This is a genomic window from Streptomyces sp. NBC_01017 (genome assembly GCF_045162795.1).
In the GTDB taxonomy this organism is placed as follows: domain Bacteria; phylum Actinomycetota; class Actinomycetes; order Streptomycetales; family Streptomycetaceae; genus Streptomyces; species Streptomyces machairae.
The window spans coordinates 6,608,618-6,632,740 of the sequence record NZ_CP108683.1; the positions used below are offsets into that span (position 1 = coordinate 6,608,618).

18 protein-coding genes and 1 pseudogene are annotated in these 24,123 nt (G+C 69.1%); 17 read left to right on the forward strand and 2 right to left on the reverse strand.

What is annotated here, in order from left to right; genetic code table 11:
- The first annotated feature begins 186 nt into the window (after positions 1–186).
- From OG331_RS30300 to OG331_RS30320, 5 genes and pseudogenes are all read left to right on the forward strand, one after another.
- Positions 187–2,442, forward strand: a complete 2,256-nt coding sequence (locus tag OG331_RS30300) for a transglycosylase domain-containing protein (protein ID WP_406210373.1) — start codon at positions 187–189, stop codon at positions 2,440–2,442.
- Between the two features lie 47 nt (positions 2,443–2,489).
- On the forward strand, positions 2,490–3,776 hold the full coding sequence (locus OG331_RS30305; RefSeq protein ID WP_406202024.1) for a hypothetical protein: 1,287 nt from the start codon (positions 2,490–2,492) through the stop codon (positions 3,774–3,776).
- A gap of 115 nt (positions 3,777–3,891) precedes the next feature.
- Positions 3,892–5,071 (forward strand): annotated as a pseudogene (locus OG331_RS30310) (amidase domain-containing protein).
- A gap of 244 nt (positions 5,072–5,315) precedes the next feature.
- Positions 5,316–6,698 carry a nitrate/nitrite transporter gene (locus OG331_RS30315; protein WP_406202027.1) on the forward strand — a complete coding sequence of 461 codons (1,383 nt, stop codon included), beginning with the start codon at positions 5,316–5,318 and terminating at the stop codon, positions 6,696–6,698.
- 209 nt (positions 6,699–6,907) lie between these two features.
- Positions 6,908–8,059: a uroporphyrinogen-III synthase gene (locus OG331_RS30320; protein ID WP_406202029.1), complete on the forward strand. Its 1,152-nt coding sequence runs from the start codon at positions 6,908–6,910 to the stop codon at positions 8,057–8,059.
- Positions 8,060–8,310: 251 nt separating this feature from the next.
- Here OG331_RS30320 and OG331_RS30325 read toward each other — a convergent pair whose 3' ends face one another.
- Positions 8,311–8,844: an anthrone oxygenase family protein gene (locus OG331_RS30325; RefSeq protein WP_391402724.1), complete on the reverse strand. Its 534-nt coding sequence runs from the start codon at positions 8,842–8,844 to the stop codon at positions 8,311–8,313.
- 206 nt (positions 8,845–9,050) lie between these two features.
- Between OG331_RS30325 and OG331_RS30330 the strand changes: the two genes are divergently transcribed.
- The 6 genes from OG331_RS30330 (at position 9,051) to OG331_RS30355 (ending at position 16,213) form a co-directional block, all read left to right on the forward strand.
- The gene (locus OG331_RS30330) at positions 9,051–9,674 is read left to right on the forward strand and encodes a CGNR zinc finger domain-containing protein (RefSeq protein WP_406202032.1); all 624 of its coding nucleotides are present in this window, start codon (positions 9,051–9,053) and stop codon (positions 9,672–9,674) included.
- Positions 9,675–9,993: 319 nt separating this feature from the next.
- Positions 9,994–10,515 (forward strand): sigma-70 family RNA polymerase sigma factor, encoded by a 522-nt coding sequence (locus OG331_RS30335; protein WP_010039908.1) that lies wholly within the window; start codon positions 9,994–9,996, stop codon positions 10,513–10,515.
- Positions 10,515–11,345 carry an anti-sigma factor family protein gene (locus tag OG331_RS30340; protein ID WP_406202034.1) on the forward strand — a complete coding sequence of 277 codons (831 nt, stop codon included), beginning with the start codon at positions 10,515–10,517 and terminating at the stop codon, positions 11,343–11,345. Before OG331_RS30335 ends, OG331_RS30340 begins: the two co-directional genes overlap by 1 nt.
- Positions 11,346–11,414: 69 nt before the next feature.
- On the forward strand, positions 11,415–13,823 hold the full coding sequence (locus OG331_RS30345; RefSeq protein WP_406202036.1) for a HelD family protein: 2,409 nt from the start codon (positions 11,415–11,417) through the stop codon (positions 13,821–13,823).
- 311 nt (positions 13,824–14,134) lie between these two features.
- The gene (locus OG331_RS30350) at positions 14,135–15,559 is read left to right on the forward strand and encodes an NAD-dependent malic enzyme (protein ID WP_406202039.1); all 1,425 of its coding nucleotides are present in this window, start codon (positions 14,135–14,137) and stop codon (positions 15,557–15,559) included.
- A 372-nt stretch (positions 15,560–15,931) separates the two neighbouring features.
- On the forward strand, positions 15,932–16,213 hold the full coding sequence (locus tag OG331_RS30355; RefSeq protein ID WP_007498188.1) for an HU family DNA-binding protein: 282 nt from the start codon (positions 15,932–15,934) through the stop codon (positions 16,211–16,213).
- Between the two features lie 289 nt (positions 16,214–16,502).
- Here the strand turns inward: OG331_RS30355 and murA are convergent, their stop codons facing one another.
- Entirely contained in the window at positions 16,503–17,843 is a 1,341-nt protein-coding gene (gene murA / locus OG331_RS30360) for a UDP-N-acetylglucosamine 1-carboxyvinyltransferase (protein WP_406202043.1), read from the reverse strand.
- A 253-nt stretch (positions 17,844–18,096) separates the two neighbouring features.
- On the opposite strand from murA, the gene OG331_RS30365 reads away from it, so the two are divergent.
- From OG331_RS30365 to OG331_RS30390, 6 genes are all read left to right on the forward strand, one after another.
- On the forward strand, positions 18,097–18,669 hold the full coding sequence (locus OG331_RS30365) for a YqgE/AlgH family protein (protein WP_328881327.1): 573 nt from the start codon (positions 18,097–18,099) through the stop codon (positions 18,667–18,669).
- Between the two features lie 29 nt (positions 18,670–18,698).
- Complete coding sequence (locus tag OG331_RS30370; protein ID WP_328427332.1) at positions 18,699–18,983, forward strand: DUF3039 domain-containing protein; 285 nt, start codon at positions 18,699–18,701, stop codon at positions 18,981–18,983.
- 216 nt (positions 18,984–19,199) lie between these two features.
- On the forward strand, positions 19,200–20,513 hold the full coding sequence (locus OG331_RS30375) for an extracellular solute-binding protein (protein WP_406202046.1): 1,314 nt from the start codon (positions 19,200–19,202) through the stop codon (positions 20,511–20,513).
- Positions 20,514–20,626: 113 nt separating this feature from the next.
- Positions 20,627–21,490: a carbohydrate ABC transporter permease gene (locus tag OG331_RS30380; protein WP_406202048.1), complete on the forward strand. Its 864-nt coding sequence runs from the start codon at positions 20,627–20,629 to the stop codon at positions 21,488–21,490.
- 5 nt (positions 21,491–21,495) lie between these two features.
- Entirely contained in the window at positions 21,496–22,347 is an 852-nt protein-coding gene (locus OG331_RS30385) for a carbohydrate ABC transporter permease (RefSeq protein ID WP_328881330.1), read from the forward strand.
- Between the two features lies 1 nt (position 22,348).
- Positions 22,349–23,977, forward strand: a complete 1,629-nt coding sequence (locus OG331_RS30390) for a beta-N-acetylhexosaminidase (protein ID WP_406202050.1) — start codon at positions 22,349–22,351, stop codon at positions 23,975–23,977.
- The last annotated feature ends 146 nt before the right edge of the window (positions 23,978–24,123 follow it).

A 24,123-nucleotide genomic window follows, 5' to 3' on the forward strand; every position in this document is an offset into this window, starting at 1 on the left:
TCCCTTATTTGCCGATGTTCTGAGTCGGATAACACTTTCCTCCGTGGAGAGATTGTGAAGGGCGCTGGTAATTTGTAGGCGCGCTGGACTGTGAGGTCGGCATATACCGAATGCGAGGGGGAGGTCGTGGCGCTGAGGGGGCGTGGGGAGGAGGAGCGGGAGGAGCCTCAAGAGCGGGACGCCACCATGCAGCTGAAGGTGTCCGGTTTGTTTCCGGTGGACCAGACCGTTCAGTTGCGTGTGCCGTCCCAACGCATATCCGATGCCGAAAGCGAATCGGCGATATCCGAAATATCCCGTTCCGCGGAAACGGAATCATCGCAGCGGATATCCGGTGATGACACGCCCGACCAGCAGCATCGCCGCAGCAACCGCAACCGCCGCAAAGCCCCCAGCCCGCCCCTGGGCCCCCGCCTCGTCGCCGCTCTTCACCTGGCGCCCCTGCTGGCCTTCCTCGCCCCCCACCTCGCCCGCCTCGCCCCCCTGGCCGCCCGCCTCGCGCCCTACGCCCGCCGGATGCGGCCGCAGTACCCCCGGCCCGGCCGCACCGGGTGGCGCCGCTGGCTGCCGTCCTGGCGGCAGTGGCTCGGCGGCGCACTGGCCGGCGTCGGCCTCAGCGGCCTCCTCCTCGCCGTCGCCTACGCGGCCACCGACATCCCGGACAACCTCAACTCGTACGCCACCCAGCAGGACAACGTGTACTTCTGGGCCGACGGGACGCCCATGGCCCGTACCGGCTGGGTGCAGCGGCAGGCGATGCCGCTGAAGGACATCCCCGACGACGTCCGCTGGGCCGTCCTCGCCGCGGAGAACGCGAGCTTCTACAGCGACCCCGGCATCTCCGTCCAGGGCATCACCCGCGCCCTGTTCCGCACGCTGGGCCAGGGCGACACCCAGGGCGGCTCGACCATCACGCAGCAGTACGTCAAGAACGTCTACCTGAACCAGGACCAGACGCTGCGCCGCAAGGTCAGCGAGGCCATGATCGCCCTCAAGCTCGACAACCGGATGAGCAAGGACGAGATCCTCGAGAGCTACCTGAACACCAGCTGGTTCGGCCGCGGCACCTACGGCATCCAGCGCGCCTCCCAGGCCTACTACGGCAAGGACGTCAGCGAGCTCAACGCCAGCGAGGCCGCGTTCCTGGCCGCCCTGCTCAAGGGCGCCGGCCTGTACGACCCGACCCTGAGCAGCGCCAACCGCGCCCGGGCCGTGGAGCGCTGGTCCTGGACGCTCGACCGGATGGTCCAGATAGGCAAGCTCTCGCAGTCCGAGCGGGACACCTACAAGAAGTTCCCCGAGCCGCTGAAGCGCAACCCGCTGTACGACACCGGTGAGCAGAGCGACTACCTCGTCGAACTCGCCTCCCAGTACGCCAAGAAGGCCGCCCAGATCTCCGACAAGGACTACGACCTCGGCGGCTACCAGATCTACACGACCTTCGACAAGAGACGGCAGGACCAGCTCACCGAGGCCGTCACGAACGCGCGCAAGAAGGCTCAGAAGGACGACCCGAAGGCCGCGAAGAGCGTGCACTACGGCGCGGCGTCGGTGGCCGGCGACGGCCGGATCCTCGCCGTCCACGGCGGCCCCGACCACCGTAAGCAGGGCTACAACGAGTCCAACGCCACCACCGTCCCGGCCGGTTCGGCCTTCACACCGTTCGTGTACGCGGCCGGTCTGGAGCACGGCGTCCGCAAGACCCGCGACGGGGAGGCGACCGCCGTCACCGGGGAGTCCGTCTACGACGGCGACGACGACGTGCCGGTGACCACGCCGGAGGGGCCGTACTGGGACCGCAGCGGCCGCAAGGTGGCCGCCAGCAACGACGGCAACAGGTCGTACGGGCAGATCTCCCTGCACCGGGCGATGGCGCTGTCGGTGAACACGCCGTTCATGCAACTCGGCATGGACACCGGCCTGGACAAGGTGCGCTCCACCGCCGAGGCCGCGGGTCTGCTGAGCTCCAGCATCGGGGCCCAGGTGCCGACGCTGTCCATGGGCAGCTCGACGCCCAGCGCCATCCGCATGGCCAGCGGCTACTCCACGTTCGCGGCGGCCGGCAAGCACACCGAGCCGTACTCGGTGCGGCGGATCACCCACAACGGCGACAAGATCTCCCTGAACCTGCCGGACCCCCGGCGGGCGGTCGGCGCCGACGTGGCCGAGGAGGTCACCTCCGCGCTCACGGACGCCTTCCGGACCGCCCACCCCGACGCGGCGCCCGCCACGGCGCAGGTGGCCGGGAAGGCCGGGACGACACCCAAGGACACCGCCTCCTGGTACGTCGGCACCCACAAGTCCGTCTCCACGGCGGTCGTCGTCTACCGCATCGACCTCGCCAAGAGCCTCGAACCGCTGCCGCTGAAGGGTCTCGCCGGCACCGCCGACGACAGCGTCCCCTACGGCATCTGGTCCGGGGCCATGAGCCCCCTCGGCTGACCACCGACCCGGTACCGCAGTCCAACCGTCAGGAGAATGAGCCGCACATGAAGCCACCGTCTGGGCGTCGCCGCAAGGCCCGGGCATCGCGCCGCACCGCCGCCGCACGCCGTCCGGGGTTCCTGGCCCTGGCGGCACTCCTCGTCGTCGCCTCGCTGACGGCGGGCTACCTGGTGCTGAACCGCACGGGGAACACCGAGCCGACCGCGTCGTCCGGGGAACAGCGCAAGGCGGGCGGGGCGGGCGCCAAGGAGCCGCAGTGGGACGGCAGGACCAAGATCCTGGGGGACGGCTCCACTTCCTACACCGGTCCGCAGAAGGGCCAGTTGAAGCCGGTGCCGCTCAAGCCCGGACAGAAGCCGCCGCAGTTCGTCGTCTTCTCCTGGGACGGTGGGCTGGAGGGCGACGACAAGCTCTTCTCGCACTACCGCGAGGTGGCGAAGAAGTACGACGCCCACATGACGTTCTTCCTCACGGGCATCTACCTGCTGCCGAAGGACAAGAAGGCGCTGTACGACCCGCCCCAGCACGACAGGGGAGCCGCGGCGATCAGCTACCCCACGGACGAGCACATCCTCACCACGGTGGAGCAGCTCGGCAAGGCGTGGCAGGACGGCAACGAGATCGGCACCCACTTCAACGGCCACTTCTGCGGCGAGAAGGGCGGCGGCGACTGGAGCGTCGAGGAGTGGAAGAGCGAGATCGACCAGTTCAACTCGTTCGTGTCGAAGTGGAAGACCAACACCGGCGCCACGGATCTCCCCCCGCTGCCGTTCGACGTCTCCAAGGCGGTCACCGGCGGGCGGGCCCCTTGCCTGGAGGGCCAGGAGAACCTGCTGAAGGCCGCCAAGGACTACGGCTACCGCTACGACGCCAGCTCCGCCGGCGACTTCCAGATATGGCCGACCAAGAAGAACGGCATCTGGGACTTCCCGCTCCAGATGCTCCCCTACGAGGGGGGCAAGTACCAGGGCCTCTCCATGGACTTCAACTTCCTCTACAACCAGTCCGAGGGCGAGACCGAGGGCGACCCGGCCCGGTACCCCCAGTGGGAGGAGGAGACCGTCGGCACCTACCTGGCGGGCTTCAACCGCGTGTACTACGGCAGCCGGGCGCCCCTGTTCATCGGCAACCACTTCGAGGACTGGAACGGCGGCATCTACATGCGGGCCGTCGACCGGATCATCGAGGAGGTGTGCACCAAGAAGGACGTCAAGTGCGTGTCCTTCAAGGAGCTCGCCGACTGGATGGACGTGCAGAAGCCGGCGACGCTGGAGCGGCTGCGCAGCCTCGATCCGGCGCAGTCCCCGGACTGGTCGACCGTCGTGCAGTGACGTTCCCATAACGTCCTTGAATCACGAACGCATCCCCCTTCACAACAGCCACACATGCCATGCGAAGATGCGCTGCCCCCGGCATCCGTCCGCCGGGACAAGAGGGGAACCATCAGTGAAGACAAGGAAATTGAGCCGTACGCGGCGACGCGCCACCATACTCGGCGCGGCGGCCGCCTCGGTCGTCGCCGGAGCGGCGATGCTGCCCAACTGGAGCGCGGGCGCCGCGGTCGTCGACGACCCCACGGTGGACGCCCGGACCAAGGCCACCTTCCAGCGGCTGGCGGACGCGGTCTTCACCGACCGTACGGACGCGCTGGTCGACGGCCGGCAGGGCAACCGGGACAAGCCGCTGACCGACGGCTTCTCCGGTGACGTCCGGATGTCCGCCGGTACGGCCCGCGGCGAGGACGCCGCACTGTCCGCGCTGGACCAGCGCAAGGACAAGCTCGCCAAGCTGGGTGAGAAGTACAGCAAGGGCAGCACCACCGTCAGCCTGGACGCCACCAGCGTGAAGGGCCGCAAGGCCAAGGTCGCGGTCACCGAGACCACCACCCTCACCTACGAGAAGGTCCGCGGCAGCGAGCCGGGGACCACCGGGTTCCAGGCCCACCACGAGCTGACGTTCAGCCGCCGACCGGCGGGGCGACTGGCAGCTGACCGGAATCCGCGCGACCGACGAGGGCGACCTCGCGGTCAACCAGACGGCCAGGCCGGTCGTCGAACCCATGACCGCTAAGGTCGCCGGCACCACGCCGTCGGCGCCCAAGGCATCGACCTCGTACCCCGGCCCGGCAAACCCGAAGAACTTCACCGCGTCCGGTCTGGACTACCCGGCCATGGCCACCTACGCCAAGCAGTACTGGTCCAACTACAACCCGGCCTACCCGAACTTCAACGGCCAGGGCGCGGGCGGCGACTGCACCAACTTCGTCAGCCAGTCCCTGAAGGCGGGCGGCTGGAAGCACGCTCCCGGCTACGTGTACGACTACACCAAGTGGTTCGGCAACGCCGACATCCAGTCGCACTCGTTCATCGGCGTCAACGAGTGGTCCTGGTTCGCCCAGAACTCGAAGCGGACGACCAGCCTCGCGAACGTCTACCAGCTGGACGTCGGCGATGTCCTCCAGCTCGACTTCGACAAGGACGGCTCGAAGGACCACACCATGATCGTCACGTCCCGCAACCGCGGCGTGCCGTATCTGACGTACCACTCCACCAACACCTACAGCAGGTCGGTGGCGAGCATCATCGCGTCGTACCCGAACGCTCTGTACTACGCGTACCGCACCTGATCCTCCGAGCCTCGCCGGCTCGACGTGACGCGGCCCCCGGCGCTGATGCCGGGGGCCGTCCTGCTGTCGCCGTACAGCGACCGACCGGCGGCACCTCTCAGCCCCCCACCCCACCAGGTGAGAGCAAAGTTCCTTTCCGGTCACCCGATGCCACAGCCCCGAAACGAGCCCTCCCTACCTTCGGGATCAGCCACTCGCAGAGCAATCGAGAGCGACCGAGCCCCGAAGGAACCGTGGAGGCGTCATGACAGCCCCGAGTACAGCCCCCGCCTCGAGCAGGGGAGGCCGCTGGATCGATCACTGGGATCCCGAGGACGAGGCCTTCTGGAACGAGACCGGAGAGAAGGTCGCCCGACGGAATCTGTTCTTCTCCGTCCTCTCCGAGCACATCGGGTTCTCGATCTGGACCCTGTGGTCGGTGATGGTGCTGTTCATGGGGCCGGAGTACGGGCTCACCCCCGCGGACAAGTTCACGATCGTCTCGATGGCCACGCTGGTCGGCGCCATCGTCCGCGTCCCGTACACCTTCGCCGTCGCCGTCTTCGGTGGCCGGATGTGGACGGTCGTCTCGGCGAGCCTGCTGCTCGTGCCGACGGTCGCCGCGTTCGCCGTGATGGAGCCGGGAACGTCGTTCACGACCTTCCTGCTGTGCGCGATGCTGGCCGGCATCGGCGGCGGGAACTTCGCCTCCAGCATGACCAACATCAACGCCTTCTTCCCGCTCCGTAAGAAGGGGTGGGCGCTCGGCCTGAACGCCGGCGGCGGCAACATCGGCGTGCCCGTCGTGCAGCTCGTCGGGCTCGCGGTCATCGGCGCCAGCGGCGGGCCGCGCCTGCTGCTCGGGATCTACATCCCGTTCATCGTGGTCGCCGCCGTCCTCGCGTGGCTGAAGATGGACAGCATCTCGTCCGTCAAGAACGACACCGGTGCGGCCAAGGACGCCGCGAAGGACGCCCACACCTGGATCATGTCGTTCCTCTACATCGGCACCTTCGGGTCGTTCATCGGATACTCCTTCGCCTTCGGGCTGGTGCTCCAGACGCAGTTCGGCCGTACACCGCTCCAGGCCGCCTACGTCACCTTCATCGGCCCGCTGCTCGGCTCCCTGATCCGGCCCGTGGGCGGCTGGCTCGCCGACCGGTACGGCGGCGCGAAGATCACGCTGTGGAACTACGTCGGTATGGCCGCCGCGACCGCTGTCGTCGTCGTGGCCTCGATGCAGAAGTCGCTGCCGCTGTTCACCACCGCGTTCATCGCCCTGTTCGTGCTCAGCGGCCTCGGCAACGGCTCGACGTTCAAGATGATCCCCGGCATCTTCCACGCGAAGGCCCTCGCCAAGGGGCTCGAAGGCGAGGAGGCCGCCGCCTACGGCCGCAGGCTCTCCGGTGCCTCCATGGGGCTCATCGGCGCGGTGGGCGCACTCGGCGGACTCGGCATCAACCTCGCCTTCCGCCAGTCGTTCCTCACCGTGGGCTCCGGCACCGGCGCCTTCGTCGCCTTCCTCGCCTTCTACGGCCTCTGTTTCGCGGTCACCTGGGCCGTATACCTTCGCCGCCCGGCCGCCGCGCAGACCGACACGGCACCTGCGACCGACGCAAAGCCGCAGCTCAGCTACGCCGAGGTGTGACGTAACACCACCGACATCAAGTCGAACCGAGCCTGTCACGCACCGTTGACAGGCTCGCTCGGCATACAGGTGTAACCGCCAAGGGCGCGATCGGGAGCCAGACGACCAGGAGTCAGGAGATCTGGAGCCACAAGATCAGGAGCCGCTCCCGCCGACCCCGGTGGGAGACCCTGGTGCAGGCATCACAACTCGAGTGCGGGACGAGAGTTATGTACGACGAACAGCAGCAACCCGAACACGGGCCCCTCGCGGGATTCACCGTGGGCGTCACCGCCGCGCGCCGCGCCGACGAGCTCGGGGCGTTGCTGCAGCGGCGTGGCGGCGCCGTACTGCACGCCCCTGCCCTGCGCATCGTGCCGCTGGCCGACGACAGCGAACTGCTCGCCGCCACCAAGGAGATCATCCAGCGGACGCCGGACGTCGTGATCGCCACCACCGCGATCGGCTTCCGCGGCTGGATCGAGGCCGCCGACGGCTGGGGCCTGGGCGAGGACCTGCTGGAACGGCTGCGCGGCGTCGAGCTGCTCGCGCGCGGCCCCAAGGTCAAGGGCGCGGTACGGGCCGCCGGGCTGACGGAGGAGTGGTCGCCGTCCAGCGAGTCCATGGCCGAGGTGCTGGACCGGCTGCTGGAGGAGGGCGTCGAGGGGCGCCGGGTCGCCATCCAGCTGCACGGTGAGCCGCTGCCCGGCTTCGTGGAGGCGCTGCGGGCCGGGGGAGCGGAGGTGCTCGGGGTACCGGTCTACCGGTGGCTGCCGCCGGAGGACATCGCGCCGGTCGACCGGCTGCTGGACGCCAGCGTCTCCCGGGGCCTGGACGCCCTCACCTTCACCAGCGCCCCGGCCGCGGCGTCCCTGCTGTCGCGGGCCGAGGAGCGCGGGCTGCTTCCCGAACTGCTCGCCGCCCTCAACCACGACGTCCTGCCGGCCTGCGTCGGCCCCGTCACCGCGCTGCCCCTGCAGGCGCTCGGCGTCGACACGGTCCAGCCCGAGCGCTTCCGGCTCGGACCGCTGGTCCAGCTGCTGTGCCAGGAGCTGCCCGGGCGGGCCCGGTCGCTGCCGATCGCCGGGCACCGGGTGGAGATCCGGGGCCACGCGGTCCTGGTCGACGGGGCGCTGCGCCCCGTACCGCCGGCGGGCATGTCCCTGCTGCGGGCCCTGTCCCGACGGCCGGGCTGGGTGGTGCCCCGCGCGGAGCTGCTGCGTGCCCTGCCGGGCGCCGGCCGCGACGAGCACGCCGTGGAGACGGCGATGGCCCGGCTCCGTACGGCCCTGGGGGCGCCGAAGCTGATCCAGACGGTGGTGAAGCGGGGGTACCGGCTGGCGTTGGACCCGGCGACGGACGCGAAGTACGCGGACGGGTAGGGAGGCACCCGGCGCCGGAGTCACCCCTGTGGGGGCCTGCGGCCCCCATGCCCCCCGCTTCGGCCCCGAACGGGCGTCGTCCTCAAACGCCGGACGGGCTGACATTGCCTGGACCGGCGCTGGGACGTGACCGTCCGCGCGGTGAGGCGGTGCGGGCCGGAGTGCCGGGACGCGTCCGAGAGTGCTCGCCGGCCCCGTGCGGCGGAGCCCGCCGCGGGTGAGTCGGGCCACGGGATGGTGCGGCCCCGACCTCAGACCCCCGACGGGCTGGATTGAGCTGACCGGTGCTGAGCAGCCACCCGGGTGATCCGGCCGTACAGCACCAGCGCCCGGCCCAAGCACCCCAACGCCACCGTCGACAGCACCGTCCGTACGACATTCCACGCCAGCCACGGGTCCTCGAACTCCTCCCGCAGGGCGGTCGGATCACCGGCCCCCTTCAGGCTGTCGTTCAGCGGGACGTTGAACAGGACGGTGACCACGAAGGCCAGCCCGTACGCGGTCGCCGCCGCCCATACCCACCCCCGGTAGGGCGTCCCGCGGACCTGCCACGCCGATACGCCCGTCAGCACCAGTGCCCCGAAGAAGCTCAGGAAGAACACCGGGTTCTCGAACGCGTCGTTGATGTCGCGCATGACCTCGACGTACACCCGGTCGTCGCTGCGCGCCAACCCCGGCATCACCCCGCAGGCGAAGATGTAGAAGGCCCCGGCGATCAGGCCCATCGCGACCGTGGCCGCGCCCAGTACGGTCCCCACGACTTTGCTGTTCGGTGTTGTGGTCATGCCCTCCAGTCAACGGACCCGCACGCATCCCGAACATGGCCGTCACGCGCAGCCGCATACGCGGACGTCCAGGCCCGCAGGCGGTACGAGGGGTTCCGGCCCCGCCCCCGGGCAGGCACTGTTAGGGGGAACGGTTCTCCCGGCTCTCCTCACGGCATCTCACCGACCCCTCATGACCGGGGTGACCCCTAGGCGGTGACAGGCACATGGCACTGGGTACGGCCACGGGCGCGTTCGAGCTGCGGTTCGACGCCGGGCGGATCTGTCTGGATCTCCTCGCGACCACGCACCCCGAGGAACGGTTCGACTCCGTCGAGGTGTTGTGCGCCTGGATCATCGGGTCCGGCCTCGCCCCGCCGGGCACACCGCTGACCCACGCCGACGCCTCCTGGCTGGCGGGCTTTTGCGAACTGCGGGGCCGTATCGACCAGTTGGTCCGCGGCGATCTCGCCCCCGGGCGCCGGACGTCGTACGACCGGCCGTACGACAGCCCGTCGTACGACATCGCGCTCGCCCGCGTGAACGACATCGCCCGCGTGGCGCCACCGGCCCCCCGTGCCGTCAGGGGTGAAGACGGCGCCCTCGTCCGGCAGTTGGATCACCCGCCCGAGTGCCCCGCCCTGCTCGGCGCCGTCGCGCGGGACGCCCTGGAACTGCTCACCGATCCGGCCGCACGGGCCGGGCTGCGGGAGTGCGAGGGCGACAACTGTCCGATCGTTTATGTCGATACGTCCCGGGGGCGCAGGAGGCGCTGGTGCTCCAGTGAGGTCTGCGGGAACCGCGAAAGAGTGGCCAGGCATCGTCGCCGCACGGCACTCCCCCGAGCCTGACAGCCCGTTATGCGGCTTCTGTGAAACGGCCGTCGAAGTGATTTCGATTACACATCGTTTACCTACGGGGCCGTAGGGAAGCTCCCTTTCGATCTTGCCGTTGTGACGGAAATGTAAAGATCGCACGGTGGGAATGTGCTGCCATGTCCCGCTCGTCACGTCACTCCGAAGAAAACTGTCGCCTTGGTTTGAACATTCAAAGCGCCGCTTGCGTACGGGTAGTCGAGCGACCGACTGGGGGAACCCCCGGACATCGGAGGTGGGCGTGCGCAAGGATTCCGTCGTGGCCAATGAACGTGGATCGAGGGCCCGACATCGCATGTCCCAGCCCTCGGAACCTGATGAGGAGCTGATGCGTGCGCTGTACAGAGAGCACGCCGGACCCCTCCTTGCGTATGTCCTTCGACTGGTCGCCGGTGATCGGCAACGAGCAGAGGACGTTGTGCAGGAGACGCTCATCCGTGCCTGGAAGAACGCCGGACAGCTCAATCGAGCGACCGGATCGGTACGCCCCTGGCTGGTGACGGTCGCCCGGCGCATCGTCATCGACGGCCACCGCAGTCGGCAGGCCCGGCCGCAGGAGGTCGATCCGTCGCCGCTGGAGGTCATCCCCGCGGAGGACGAGATCGACAAGGCGCTGTGGCTGATGACGCTGTCGGACGCACTCGACGACCTGACGCCCGCCCACCGGGAAGTCCTGGTCGAGACGTACTTCAAGGGGCGTACGGTCAATGAGGCGGCCGAGACGCTGGGCATACCCAGCGGCACTGTTCGCTCAAGGGTCTTCTATGCCCTGCGGTCGATGAAGCTGGCTCTGGAGGAGCGGGGGGTGACGGCGTGATGAGTGTTTACGGGGGAAACCAGGGATTCGGGATGGGCGGTTCGGGTATGTCTGGACCCATGACGGGACATCCGGTTCCGAGCGAACACGAGACCGTCGGCGCCTACGCCCTCGGGATTCTCGACGACGCCGAGGCAACCGCTTTCGAGGCACATCTCGCGACCTGCGAATGGTGCGCCCAGCAGTTGGACGAACTCGCCGGGATGGAGCCGATGCTGGCCGCGCTCGCGGACCTGCCGGGTACCGGTTCGCCCGCGATCGGCGAGTCCCTGTCGGCGAAGCCCAGCCCGCGCCTCGTGAACAAGCTCGTCGACGAGGTCGCCGAGCGCCGCGCCCAGAAGCGCCGGCGCAGCTTCTACATGGTGGCCGCGGCGGCGGCGCTGATCGTCGGCGGTCCGTTCGTGGCCGTGGCGACGAACGGCGGCGACTCGGACGGCGGCGGCAGCCCCGGTCAGACCCTCGCGGCCAGCCCCGCCAAGGACCTGTTCACGGGTATCGAGAACAAGGTCTCGGGGACCGACTCGGCAACCGGCGCCAGCGCCACCGTCGCCATGTCGGAGAAGCCGTGGGGCACCGAGACGGCCCTTGAGCTCAAGGGCGTCAAGGGTCCGCTCAAGTGTTCCATGATCTTCGTCAGCAAGGACGGCGAGCGCGAGACGGCGGCTTCCTGGTCCGTCCCGAAGTGGGGCTACGGCATCCCGGACGCCAAGACCGAGCAGGCCAGGAACCCGCTCTACGTCAGCGGCGGAGTGTCCATGGCCCCCGACGACGTCGATCACGTCGAGGTCATGACGTTCGACGGAAAGAAGATCGTCGACGTCGACGTGTAGTCGCCGTAGCAATTCCGGGTCCCCTTCGCGTACGGTTGACGGCTGCCCAGCACGTCAGAAGGGGGCCCGGTGGCCGCTCAGGCTCCGCAGGAAACCGCGCTCGAAGACTCCTTGAGAGATCGGGAGATCGGCGTTGAACAGGTACACCTGGACCGGGTGTACCAGCGCCTCGAGGAGAAGATCCACGAGGCGGAGTTCCTCATGAACGACGCGGCCCAGCGCGGCCAGGTCGGCACGCCCGGTGCGCTCGCCGAGCGGGACGCACAGGTCTTCCGCGCAGGTGTCCACCTCAATCGCCTCAACAACGAGTTCGAGGACTTCCTCTTCGGACGTATCGACCTGCTGCTCGGCAAGGACGGCAAGAAGGGACCCGACGGCGCGTACACCGCCGTCGAGCCGGCCGAGGGCGCGGTCCGCGAGGACAACACCGCCGACATCGCCGAGACACTGCACATCGGCCGCATCGGCGTGCTCGACCAGGACTACGCCCCGCTGGTCATCGACTGGCGGGCCCCGGCCGCGGCGCCCTTCTACCGCTCCACGCCGGTCGACCCCGGGCGGGTCGTACGGCGCCGGGTCATCCGCTCCAAGGGGCGCCGGGTGCTGAGCGTCGAGGACGACCTGATGCGTCCCGAGCTCAGGGCGTTCCTCGGCGGCGACGAACTGCCCGTCATCGGTGACGGCGCCCTCATGGCCGCCCTCGGCCAGGCCCGCAGCCACACCATGCGGGACATCGTGGCGTCCATCCAGGCCGAGCAGGACCTGGTCATCCGCGCGCCCGCCGCCTCCGTGACGTATGTCGAAGGCGGCCCCGGCACCGGCAAGACCGCCGTCGCCCTGCACCGCGCCGCCTACCTGCTCTACCAGGACCGGCGCCGGTACGCGGGCGGCATCCTGATCGTCTCGCCGACCCCGCTGCTCGTGGCGTACACCGAGGGCGTGCTCCCGTCGCTGGGCGAGGAGGGCCAGGTCGCCATCCGCGCGATCGGCTCCCTCGTCGACGGTGCCGAGGCCACGCAGTACGACTCCCCGGCCACCGCCCGCGCCAAGGGCTCGTACCGCATGCTCAAGGTGCTGCGGAAGGCTGCCCGGGGCGCCCTGGAGCTGGGGCCGGGCAGCGGGGCCGATGCTCGTCGGCCCGCCGCCGGCAACACCGCGGCGAACCGGACGGGGCAGCTCGCCTTCGGCGATGACGACACGGACACCGACGAGTTGGCGCGGACCCCCTCCGGTCCGCCCACCCGGCTGCGCGTGGTCGCCTTCGGGCGCCGGCTGGAGCTGGAGGCCGACGCGCTGGAACGTATCCGCCGCACCGCGCTGGGCGGCACCGCACCCGTGAACCTGCTGCGCCCGCGCGCCCGCAAGCTGCTGCTCGACGCCCTGTGGTCGCAGTCGGGCGGCGCCGGCCGGCACACCGACCCGGAGCTCGCCGCCGAGCTGCGCGCCTCCTTCGACGAGGACGTGATGTCGGAGGACAGCTTCATCGCCTTCGTCGACGCCTGGTGGCCGGAGCTGACCCCGAAGGCGGTCCTGACGGCGATGGCCGACGAGCGACGCCTCGGCCGCTGGGCCCGCCGGATCCTCAACCCCGGTGAGGTGCGCAAGGTCGCCCGCTCGCTGAAGCGGGACGGGTACTCCGTGCACGACATCGCCATGCTCGACGAGCTCCAGTCGATCCTCGGCACCCCGGCCCGCCCGAGGAAGACGCGCGACCTGGACCCGCTCGACCAGCTCACCGGGCTGGAGGAGCTGATGCCGGTGCGCGAGGAGTCGCAGCGCGAGCGCGCCGAGCGGCTGGCGGCCGAGCGCACCGAGTACGCCCATGTCATCGTCGACGAGTCCCAGGACGTCACGCCGATGCAGTGGCGCATGCTCGGCCGCCGCGGCCGGCACGCCACCTGGACGGTCGTCGGCGACCCGGCCCAGTCCTCGTGGTCCGACGTCGACGAGGCGGCCGAGGCCCGCGACGAGGCCCTCGGCACCCGCCCGCGCCGCCGCTTCCAGCTCACCGTGAACTACCGCAACCCGGCCGAGATCGCCCAGCTGGCGGCGAAGGTGCTCGCCCTCGCCATGCCCGGCTCGACGTCACCGTCGGCGGTGCGTTCGACCGGCGTCGAGCCGCGCTTCACCGTCGTACGGGACTCCCTCGCGCAGACGGTCCGCGAGGAGGCCGCCCGACTGCTGGACCGGGTCGACGGCACCGTCGGCGTCGTCGTCGCGATGCAGCGGCGCGAGGAGGCGGCCAGGTGGCTCGCCGGGCTCGGCGACCGGGTCGTGGCGCTCGGCAGCCTGGAGGCGAAGGGGCTGGAGTACGACGCGACGGTCGTCGTCTCCCCGGCGGAGATCGCCGACGAGTCCCCGGCCGGCCTGCGAGTGCTGTACGTCGCACTGACCCGGGCCACCCAGCAGCTCACGGTGGTGTCGGGGGAGCGCGACGAGCCCGACACGAGCGGGGTGCCGGACCTGCTCCGAGATTGATCCGGATGAACCACCGGTACGGGAATGGCCCTACGGGATCGGTTTGTTAGCCTGGGTGTGGCACCGGCTCGATCCAAGCCCCCGGGCCCAACCTTCGTCGCTACGAGCGACCACTTGCCGCGAGGCGAGCATGGCGGGTCGGTGTCATGAACGTTGGAGACCCACGTCACGCAAGTGACGTGGGTCTCTTTTCATGGGAGAGCGTGGCGAACAATACGTTCGCAATCCAAGCCCGGCTAACTCCTACTCGGCGGTAGGTGCGACGATCGGACGGCATCCAGCGTCTCAGGTGAAAGCAGAGGAAGTCGGCCATGGCAACGGCGCCCAGCGTCTCCTACTCGATGACGGTCCGGCTGGAGGTGCCCGCGAGCGGAACCGCGGTCTCCCAGCTCACCGGGGCCGTCGAGTCCCACGGAGGCTCGGTCACCGGCCTCGACGTCACCGCCTCCGGGCACGAGAAGCTCCGCATCGACGTCACCATCGCCGCCACCTCCACCGCGCACGCCGACGAGATCGTCGAGCAGCTGCGCGGCATCGAGGGCGTCACCCTGGGCAAGGTCTCCGACCGTACGTTCCTGATGCACCTCGGCGGCAAGATCGAGATGCAGTCCAAGCACCCCATCCGCAACCGTGACGACCTGTCCATGATCTACACGCCGGGCGTGGCGCGGGTCTGCATGGCGATCGCCGAGAACCCCGAAGACGCGCGGCGCCTGACGATCAAGCGGAACTCCGTTGCGGTTGTGACGGACGGCTCGGCGGTGCTGGGCCTGGGCAACATCGGCCCGAAGGCCGCGCTGCCCGTCATGGAGGGCAAGGCGGCCCTCTTCAAGCGGTTCGCCGGCATCGACGCCTGGCCGCTGTGCCTCGACACCCAGGACACCGACGCGATCGTCGAGATCGTCAAGGCGATCGCCCCCGGGTTCGCCGGCATCAACCTCGAGGACATCTCCGCGCCCCGCTGCTTCGAGATCGAGGCGCGGCTGCGCGAGGCCCTCGACATCCCCGTCTTCCACGACGACCAGCACGGCACCGCGATCGTCGTCCTGGCCGCCCTCACCAACGCACTTCGCGTCGCGGGCAAGGCGATTGAGAACATCCGCGTCGTCATGTCCGGTGCCGGCGCGGCCGGTACGGCCATCCTGAAGCTGCTGCTCGCGGCAGGCGTGAAGAACGCCGTCGTCGCCGACATCCACGGCGTCGTGCACGCCGGGCGCGAGGACCTGCGCCAGGCCGCCGCGGACTCCCCGCTGCGCTGGATCGCCGACAACACCAACCCCGAGGGCCTGACGGGCACGCTGAAGGAGGCCGTGCGGGGCGCGGACGTCTTCATCGGCGTCTCGGCCCCGAACGTGCTCGACGGCGACGACGTGGCCGCCATGGCCGACGACGCCATCGTGTTCGCGCTCGCGAACCCGGACCCCGAGGTCGACCCGGCAATCGCCCGCCTGACGGCCGCAGTTGTGGCCACGGGCCGCTCCGACTTCCCGAACCAGATCAACAACGTGCTGGTCTTCCCGGGTGTCTTCCGCGGTCTGCTGGACGCGCAGTCCCGCACGGTCAACACCGACATGATGCTCGCGGCCGCGAAGGCGCTGGCAGATGTGGTGACCGAGGACGAGCTGAACCCGAACTACATCATCCCGAGCGTGTTCAACGACAAGGTCGCGGGTGCGGTCGCCGGTGCGGTGCGGGAGGCGGCGAAGTCCGTCACCGCGGCGGGTTCGGTCGAGTAATCATCGAGTAATCACCGGGGTGTCGCTGCCTCACAGCCCCGAAAAATGTGTGTGGGCTGTGAGGATCGCCACGGCAAGCCCTTGTAACGGCGCGTCGTGGAACCTGGGGCCTATTGCTGCCGTTTATCGTGACGCGAAAAGCTCAGGCCTCTCTTCGTGTGACTCCCAAGGGTGTTCTCACGACTCCTCCGGGTGCCGGATTGGCTTTCCCGCCGCAGGTAGGGGCAGGATGCGTCTCTGGGCGCGAGGGTCCGAGGACGGACCCGGGTCCGGGGACTGTCCGAGGACCCTGGCAGCATCGGCTTGGCTGTGCCCAATGCGGCTACGCCGCGTGGCACGCCTCAACAGCAAGAAGAACACGGGAGTAACAACATGAACCGCAGTGAGCTGGTGGCCGCGCTGGCCGACCGTGCCGAGGTGACCCGCAAGGACGCCGACGCCGTGCTGGCCGCGTTCGCCGAGACCGTCGGCGAGGTTGTCGCCAAGGGCGACGAGAAGGTCACCATCCCTGGCTTCCTGACCTTCGAGCGCACCCACCGTGCCGCTCGCACCGCGCGCAACCCGCAGACCGGCGACCCGATCCAGATCCCGGCCGGCTACAGCGTGAAGGTCTCCGCGGGCTCCAAGCTCAAGGAAGCGGCCAAGGGTAAGTAAGGCGCGCGAGCGCCGTTGTGGCGTGGCGCCGTGGGCGACTGCGGGCCCGCCGTGGCTGGTCGCGCAGTTCCCCGCGCCCCCTATAGGGCGCTGCAGTAACGCCGATGGGGCGGCCACCCGGTTCGGGTGGCCGCCCCATCGGCTTACGTGTGTCAGCCGAGGGCCTTGCCCGGCAGTTCCACCTTCGCGCCGAGCTCGACCAACTTCTCCATGCTGTGCCTGCCCGGGGGGCGACCCCCGGACCCCCGGCCGAGGGCGGCGCCGGGCGGACCGGAGCCGTGAGGCGTCGTCAGCCGAGGGCCTTGCCCGGCAGTTCCACCTTCGCGCCCAGCTCGACCAACTTCTCCATGAAGTTCTCGTAGCCACGGTTGATGAGGTCGATGCCGTGGACCCGGGACGTGCCCTGGGCCGCCAGGGCCGCGATGAGGTACGAGAAGCCGCCGCGCAGGTCGGGGATGACCAGGTCGGCGCCCTGGAGCTTGGTGGGGCCGGAGACGACCGCGGAGTGCAGGAAGTTGCGCTGGCCGAAGCGGCAGGCGGAGCTGCCGAGGCACTCGCGGTAGAGCTGGATGTGGGCGCCCATCTGGTTCAGCGCGGAGGTGAAGCCGAGCCGGGACTCGTAGACCGTCTCGTGGATGATGGACAGGCCGGTCGCCTGGGTCAGGGCCACCACCAGCGGCTGCTGCCAGTCCGTCTGGAAGCCGGGGTGCACGTCCGTCTCCAGGGCGATGGACTTCAACTGGCCACCGGGGTGCCAGAACCGGATGCCCTCGTCGTCGATCTCGAAGGCACCGCCCACCTTCCGGTAGGTGTTGAGGAACGTCATCATCGAGCGCTGCTGGGCGCCACGGACGTAGATGTTGCCCCCGGTCGCGAGCGCCGCGGACGCCCAGGAGGCCGCCTCCAGGCGGTCCGGGAGAGCGCGGTGGGTGTAGCCGCCGAGCGTGTCCACACCGGTGATGCGGATCGTGCGGTCGGTGTCCATCGCGATGATGGCGCCCATCTTCTGCAGAACGCAGATGAGGTCCTCGATCTCGGGCTCCACGGCCGCGTTGGACAGCTCCGTGACGCCCTCGGCGAGCACCGCCGTCAGCAGCACCTGCTCGGTCGCGCCCACCGACGGGTACGGCAGCCGGATCTTCGTGCCGCGCAGCCGCTGCGGAGCCTCCAGGTACTGCCCGTCCGCCCGCTTCTCGATGGTCGCGCCGAACTGCCGCAGCACCTCGAAGTGGAAGTCGATGGGCCGGCCGCCGATGTCGCAGCCGCCGAGGCCGGGGATGAACGCGTGCCCGATGCGGTGCAGGAGGGGGCCGCAGAGGAGGATCGGGATGCGGCTCGAACCCGCGTGGGCATCGATGTCAGCGACGTTCGCGCTCTCCACGTGGGAGGGGTCCATCACCAACTCGCCCGGTTCCTCACCCGGACGGACCGTGACCCCGTGCAGTTGGAGCAGACCGCGTACGACCCGGACGTCACGGATGTCGGGTACGTTGCGCAGTCGGCTTGGCGCGCTGCCCAGCAGGGCGGCGACCATGGCCTTCGGTACGAGGTTCTTCGCACCGCGGACACGGATCTCGCCCTCCAGCGGGGTTCCGCCGTGGACAAGCAGGACATCGTCGTTGACGGTCATGTATCTCGCGTTCCGATGAGTTGGGCAGGGGCCAGGAGGGAAAGGGTAATCGCCGTGGACCCCCCTTCTGTAAGCCCAAGCACGCCTCAGGAACGTCATAGCTCTGTCACAACACGAACCGTTCCCCATCGGGTACGAGCGGTCACCGTCCCGGCCGTGCGCCGGGGGACGCTCCTTTCCGCCCTGAGCTGCATTCACTGACGAACCGGCATTGCCTCCCCACGCGAAGGGAAGATGCGGGATCATGTCTGGCATGACCGAGGTGTCCTCGCTCACAGGACGGCTGCTCGTGGCCACGCCCGCCCTGGCGGACCCGAACTTCGACCGCGCGGTGGTGCTCCTTCTCGACCACGACGAGGAGGGCTCCCTCGGTGTCGTCCTCAACCGTCCGACGCCCGTGGACGTGGGCGACATCCTGGAGGGCTGGGCGGACCTCACCGGCGAACCCGGTGTCGTCTTCCAGGGCGGCCCGGTGTCCCTGGACTCCGCGCTCGGCGTCGCCGTCATCCCCGGCGACGCGAACGGCGAGAGCGCCCCGCTGGGCTGGCGCCGGGTGCACGGCGCGATCGGGCTCGTGGACCTGGAGGCGCCGCCGGAGCTGCTCGCCTCGGCCGTGGGCAGCCTGAGGATCTTCGCCGGGTACGCCGGCTGGGGACCGGGCCAGCTGGAGGACGAGCTGGTGGAGGGCGCCTGGTACGTCGTCGAATCGGAGCCCGGGGACGTCTCCTCGCCGGCGCCGGAAAGACTCTGGCGCGAGGTCCTGCGCAGGCAGCGCAACGAGCTCGCGATGGTGGCCACCTATCCGGACGACCCTTCGCTCAACTGATGCCTGTGAGCTTCAGTACCCTTGGCGATATGAGCACTCTCGAGCCCGAGCGCGGGACTGGTACGGGAACCCTCGTAGAGCCGACGCCGCAGACGTCCCACGGCGACGGCGACCACGAGCGCTTCGCCCACTATGTCCAGAAGGACAAGATCATGGCGAGCGCCCTCGACGGGACCCCCGTCGTGGCGCTCTGCGGCAAGGTGTGGGTGCCCGGCCGCGACCCGAAGAAGTACCCGGTGTGTCCCATGTGCAAGGAGATCTACGAGTCCATGGGCGCCGGCGGCGACAAGGGCAAGGACGGCGACAAGAAGTAGCGGTTCCTTCCGTTCGGCAGACGTAAGGCCCTCAGGGTGCGTTTTGCGCGCCCTGAGGGCCTTTGTGCTGTCCGTGCGTTGCAGGGAGTGCGTTCGCCGGTCACAGAGTGGTTGAGACCTCTTGTGATCGTGTTCATGAAGTCCCTAGCCTCCGAGTGTTGTGCACAGCGAAACCGTCATTGCGCATGTTGCAACACTCCATCGGAGGAGCACTCCATGAACGCCAGGAAGCCGTCCGTCCGTTTCCTTGGGGCCACCGCTCTCGCGGCCGCCACCCTGATCGTCTCCGCCTGCGCCCCGCAGACGTCCACCAACTCCTCCTCCGACAAGGACGAGAAGACCGGCACCCTGCGGGTCTGGCTCTTCCAGGAAGTCGGCAACAAGCCGAAGGAGAAGGTCGTCGACTCCGTCGTCACCGCCTTCGAGAAGGCCCACGAGGGCACGAAGGTCGACGTCGAGTACATACCGATCGAGACCCGCGCCCAGCGCGTCAAGGCCGCCTTCAACGACCCGAAGTCCGCGCCCGACGTCATGGAGTACGGCAACACCGACACCGCCGGCTATGTGAAGGACGGCGGACTCCTCGACGTCACCAAGGAGTTCGGCGACTGGACCGAGGCGAAGGACACCGACCCCACGGCCAAGCAGTCCGTCACCGTGGACGGCAAGATCTACGGCGCGCCCTTCTACGTCGGAGTCCGCGCCCTGTACTACCGCACGGACGTCTTCGAGGAGCTCGGCCTCGAAGCGCCGAAGACCATGGACGAGCTGGCCGAGACGGCCCGCAAGATCCGCGCCGCGAAGCCCGAGCTGTACGGGCTCGTGGTGGGCGGTGCGTACACGTACGGCGCGATGCCGTTCGTGTGGGCCAACGGCGGCGAACTCGCCACCGGCAAGGGCGGCTCGTACGCCTCCGCCATCGACAGCGAGGCCGCCCAGAAGGGCATCAAGGCGTACACCTCCCTGTTCAGCGACGACAACTGTCCCGCCGCCAAGTGCGCCGGCATGGGCGGCAACGACACGATCACCGCGTTCGCTGCGGGCAAGGCGGGCATGGCGATCGGCGGCGACTTCAGCCACACGGCCGTGGAGGCCGGGAAGGCGAAGGGCAAGTACGCGGTCGTGCCGCTGCCGGGCGTGAAGGCCGGTTCCATCGCGCCGGCGTTCGCGGGCGGCAACAACATCGGCGTCCTGAAGAGCACCTCGCACCGCACGCTGGCCGTCGACCTCATGGAGCAGCTGGCCTCGAAGAAGACGCAGACCTCGATGTTCGGGGCGATGGGCTTCCTGCCCACCTTCTCGGACGTACGGCAGCAGGTCGCCGCCGAGGAGCCGTACGTCAAGCCCTTCGCGCAGACCCTGTCCGCGGGCACCAAGTTCGTCCCCGCGTCGCCCGCGTGGGCGCAGATCGACTCCTCGCTGGTGCTGCCGACGATGCTCCAGGAGGTCATCAGCGGCAAGAAGGACGTGCCGGCGGCTGCGGGTGAGGCGGCGACGAAGATGGACGCCGCGTTCGGCTCCGCCGGGTGACGCGGGTGCCGCCCAATACCTCGGGAGGCGCGGACCGTGTGCGGCTGCCGGCAGTTCGTGGCTGGTCGCGCAGTTCCCCGCGCCCCTGGGGGCGTGTGGGTGCCCGGAGTCACATGGTGCCCTGGCTCTATCTCGCCCCCGCACTCGTCGTTCTCGGTGGGCTGCTCGTCTATCCCATCTATCAGCTTGGGCTGATCTCGTTCTTCGCGTACACGCAGGCGCAGGTCAGTGGTGGGGAGCCCACCACCTTCCAGGGGTTCGGCAACTACTCGGAGTTGTTCTCGGACTCCCAGTTCTGGCAGGTGCTGCTGGCCACGGTCGTGTTCGCGGCGGCGTGTGTCGTGTCGACGCTCGCCGTCGGGTGTGCGCTCGCCGTGCTGCTCACGCGCGTGCGTGCCGTGCCACGGCTCGCGTTGATGCTGGCGGCGCTGGGGGCGTGGGCGACGCCGGCCATCACCGGGTCGACGGTGTGGCTGTTGCTGTTCGACCCGGACTTCGGGCCGGTGAACCGCATCCTGGGGCTCGGCGACCACTCGTGGACGTACGGGCGTTTCAGTGCCTTCTTCCTCGTCCTGCTCGAAGTGGTGTGGTGCTCCTTCCCGTTCGTGATGGTGACGGTGTACGCCGGTATCCGCTCCGTACCGGCCGAGGTGCTGGAGGCCGCCGCGCTGGACGGGGCCTCGCAGTGGCGGATCTGGCGGTCGGTACTGGCGCCGATGCTGCGGCCGATCCTCGTGGTCGTGACCATCCAGTCGGTCATCTGGGACTTCAAGGTCTTCACCCAGATCTACGTCATGACGAACGGCGGCGGCATCGCGGGCCAGAACCTCGTGCTGAACGTGTACGCGTACCAGAAGGCCTTCGCGTCCTCGCAGTACAGCCTCGGCTCGGCGATCGGCATCGTGATGCTGCTGATCCTGCTCGCGGTGACGCTGGTGTATCTGCGGCTGCTGCGCAAGCAGGGGGAGGAACTGTGAGGTCCGTGAAGTCCGTGGGTTCCGTGCCCTTCGTACGGCGGCCCTGGCGGCTGCTCGCGGAGGTGTCCGCGCTGCTGATCGCCGTAGTGGTGGCCTTTCCGCTGTACTGGATGGTGCTCAGCGCCTTCAAACCGGCGGGGGAGATCGAGTCCAGCGAGCCACGGCCCTGGACACTGGCCCCTTCCCTGGATTCCTTCCGCCGGGTGTTCGAGCAGAACGAATTCGGCCGCTACTTCCTCAACAGCCTTGTCGTGGCGTGCACGGTCGTGCTCGTCTCGGCGTTGATCGCGTTTCTCGCGGCGACCGCGGTGACACGATTCCGCTTCCGCTTCCGGACCACCCTGCTGATCATGTTTCTGGTGGCCCAGATGGTGCCGGTGGAGGCCCTGACGATCCCCCTGTTCTTCCTCATGCGGGACTTCGGCCAGCTGAACACGCTCGGCTCGCTGATCCTGCCGCACATCGCCTTCTCGCTGCCGTTCGCGATCTGGATGCTGCGGGGGTTTGTGAAGGCGGTTCCCGAGGCGCTGGAGGAGGCCGCGTACATCGACGGGGCGAGCCGGTCGCGATTCCTGTGGCAGATCCTTTTCCCGCTGGTCTTCCCGGGGCTCGTGGCCACGAGCGTGTTTTCCTTCATCTCGGCCTGGAACGACTTCCTCTTCGCCAAGTCCTTCATCATCAGCGACACTTCGCAGTCGACCCTCCCGATGGCCCTGCTCGTCTTCTACAAGCCCGACGAGCCGGACTGGGGCGGCGTCATGGCGGCGTCGACGGTGATGACGATTCCGGTGCTGATCTTCTTCGTGCTCGTGCAGCGCCGACTGGTGTCGGGGCTGGGCGGAGCGGTAAAGGACTGACGTGACTGAACTGATTCCAGCGCCGGGCCATGTGGCGGGCCAGGGCTCGCGCTTCTTCGAACTGGGACCGGCGACACGCGTGGCCGCGGGAGAAGGCACGGAACGGACGGAACGCTGGCTGCGCGCATCGCTGGGTGCGGCCACCGGGCTGGCGCTGACGCCCGGGCAGGCGGACGAGGCCGACGTCATCCGGCTGTCCATCGACCCGGTGGTCGCCAAGGACCTGGGCGAAGAGGGCTATCGACTCGCCGTCACGCCCGAAGCCGTCCATCTCGCGGGCGGCGGCCCCGCCGGTCTCTTCTGGGGCGCCCAGACGCTACGGCAACTGCTCGGCCCCGACGCCTACCGCCGGGCCCCGCTGCCCGACCGGCAGTGGCGGCTGCCGGAGATCCAGGTCCAGGACGCCCCCCGATTCCGCTGGCGCGGCCTCATGCTCGACGTCTCCCGGCACTTCATGCCCAAGGACGGCGTCCTGCGTTACCTCGACCTGATGGCCGCCCACAAACTCAACATCTTCCACTTCCATCTGACGGACGACCAGGGCTGGCGCGTCGAGATCAGGAAGTACCCCCGGCTCACCGAGGTCGGCTCCTGGCGGGCGCGTACCAAATTCGGACACCGGGCCTCCCCGCTGTGGGACGACAAGCCGCACGGCGGCTACTACACCCAGGACGACATCCGCGAGATCGTGGCGTACGCCGCCGAGCGGCATATCACCGTCGTCCCCGAAATCGACGTACCCGGGCACTCGCAGGCCGCGATCGCCGCGTACCCGGAACTCGGCAACACCGACGTCATCGACACCTCCGCACTCACCGTCTGGGACACCTGGGGGATCAATCCGAACGTACTCGCCCCCACTGACAACACCCTGCGCTTCTACGAGGGGGTGTTCGAGGAACTCCTGGAGCTGTTCCCCTCGGAGTTCATTCATGTCGGAGGTGACGAATGCCTCAAGGACCAGTGGCGGCAGTCGCCGACCGCGCAGGAGCGCATCAGGGAACTCGGGCTGAAGGACGAGGACGAGCTCCAGGCGTGGTTCATCGGCCACTTCGACAAGTGGCTGGCCGCGCGCGGGCGCAGGCTGATCGGCTGGGACGAGATCCTGGAGGGCGGGCTCGCGAAGGGCGCGACCGTGTCGTCCTGGCGCGGCTACGCGGGCGGTATCGCGGCGGCCCGCGCGGGCCACGACGTCGTCATGTGCCCCGAGCAGCAGGTGTATCTGGACCACCGTCAGGACGCCGGCGCCGACGAGCCGGTGCCGATCGGGTACGTCCGCACCCTGGAGGACGTCTATCGGTTCGAGCCCGTTCCCGCGGAGTTGACGCCGGACGAGGCGCGGCATGTGCTCGGGACGCAGGCCAACGTGTGGACCGAGGTGATGGAGGACCACGCACGCGTGGACTACCAGACATTTCCGCGCCTCGCCGCCTTCGCCGAGGTCGCCTGGAGCAGCCTTCCGGCCCCGGCGGAACGGGACTTCGTCGACTTCGAGCGGCGGATGGCCGCCCACTACGGGCGACTTGACGCCCTGGGAGTCGCCTACCGTCCGCCGACCGGACCGCGGCCGTGGCAGCGGCGCCCCGGGGTCCTCGGCCGCCCGATCGACGGCCCGCCCCCGAACAAGTAATTGAAAAAAACCGGCAAGGTGTCACCGAAGAGTGTCAATCGGTACTCACCGGAGATGCCGTGCGAAAACGGACCATCTCCCCGATGAGGTGGGCGAATGCCTCCTAGCGGACCCGTGTCCTCGGGTCCTGCGAAGATGTGCCAGAG

Coding starts and splice junctions, on each gene's coding strand:
- OG331_RS30365 (WP_328881327.1), top strand. CDS start 18,097: ATGACCGAGGTGTCCTCGCTCACAGGACGGCTGCTCGTGGCCACGCCC.
- murA (WP_406202043.1), bottom strand. CDS start 17,843: ATGACCGTCAACGACGATGTCCTGCTTGTCCACGGCGGAACCCCGCTG.
- OG331_RS30350 (WP_406202039.1), top strand. CDS start 14,135: ATGGCAACGGCGCCCAGCGTCTCCTACTCGATGACGGTCCGGCTGGAG.
- OG331_RS30340 (WP_406202034.1), top strand. CDS start 10,515: ATGAGTGTTTACGGGGGAAACCAGGGATTCGGGATGGGCGGTTCGGGT.
- OG331_RS30330 (WP_406202032.1), top strand. CDS start 9,051: ATGGCACTGGGTACGGCCACGGGCGCGTTCGAGCTGCGGTTCGACGCC.
- OG331_RS30305 (WP_406202024.1), top strand. CDS start 2,490: ATGAAGCCACCGTCTGGGCGTCGCCGCAAGGCCCGGGCATCGCGCCGC.
- OG331_RS30315 (WP_406202027.1), top strand. CDS start 5,316: ATGACAGCCCCGAGTACAGCCCCCGCCTCGAGCAGGGGAGGCCGCTGG.
- OG331_RS30355 (WP_007498188.1), top strand. CDS start 15,932: ATGAACCGCAGTGAGCTGGTGGCCGCGCTGGCCGACCGTGCCGAGGTG.
- OG331_RS30370 (WP_328427332.1), top strand. CDS start 18,699: ATGAGCACTCTCGAGCCCGAGCGCGGGACTGGTACGGGAACCCTCGTA.
- OG331_RS30380 (WP_406202048.1), top strand. CDS start 20,627: ATGGTGCCCTGGCTCTATCTCGCCCCCGCACTCGTCGTTCTCGGTGGG.
- OG331_RS30300 (WP_406210373.1), top strand. CDS start 187: ATGCAGCTGAAGGTGTCCGGTTTGTTTCCGGTGGACCAGACCGTTCAG.
- OG331_RS30320 (WP_406202029.1), top strand. CDS start 6,908: ATGTACGACGAACAGCAGCAACCCGAACACGGGCCCCTCGCGGGATTC.
- OG331_RS30335 (WP_010039908.1), top strand. CDS start 9,994: ATGTCCCAGCCCTCGGAACCTGATGAGGAGCTGATGCGTGCGCTGTAC.
- OG331_RS30375 (WP_406202046.1), top strand. CDS start 19,200: ATGAACGCCAGGAAGCCGTCCGTCCGTTTCCTTGGGGCCACCGCTCTC.
- OG331_RS30325 (WP_391402724.1), bottom strand. CDS start 8,844: ATGACCACAACACCGAACAGCAAAGTCGTGGGGACCGTACTGGGCGCG.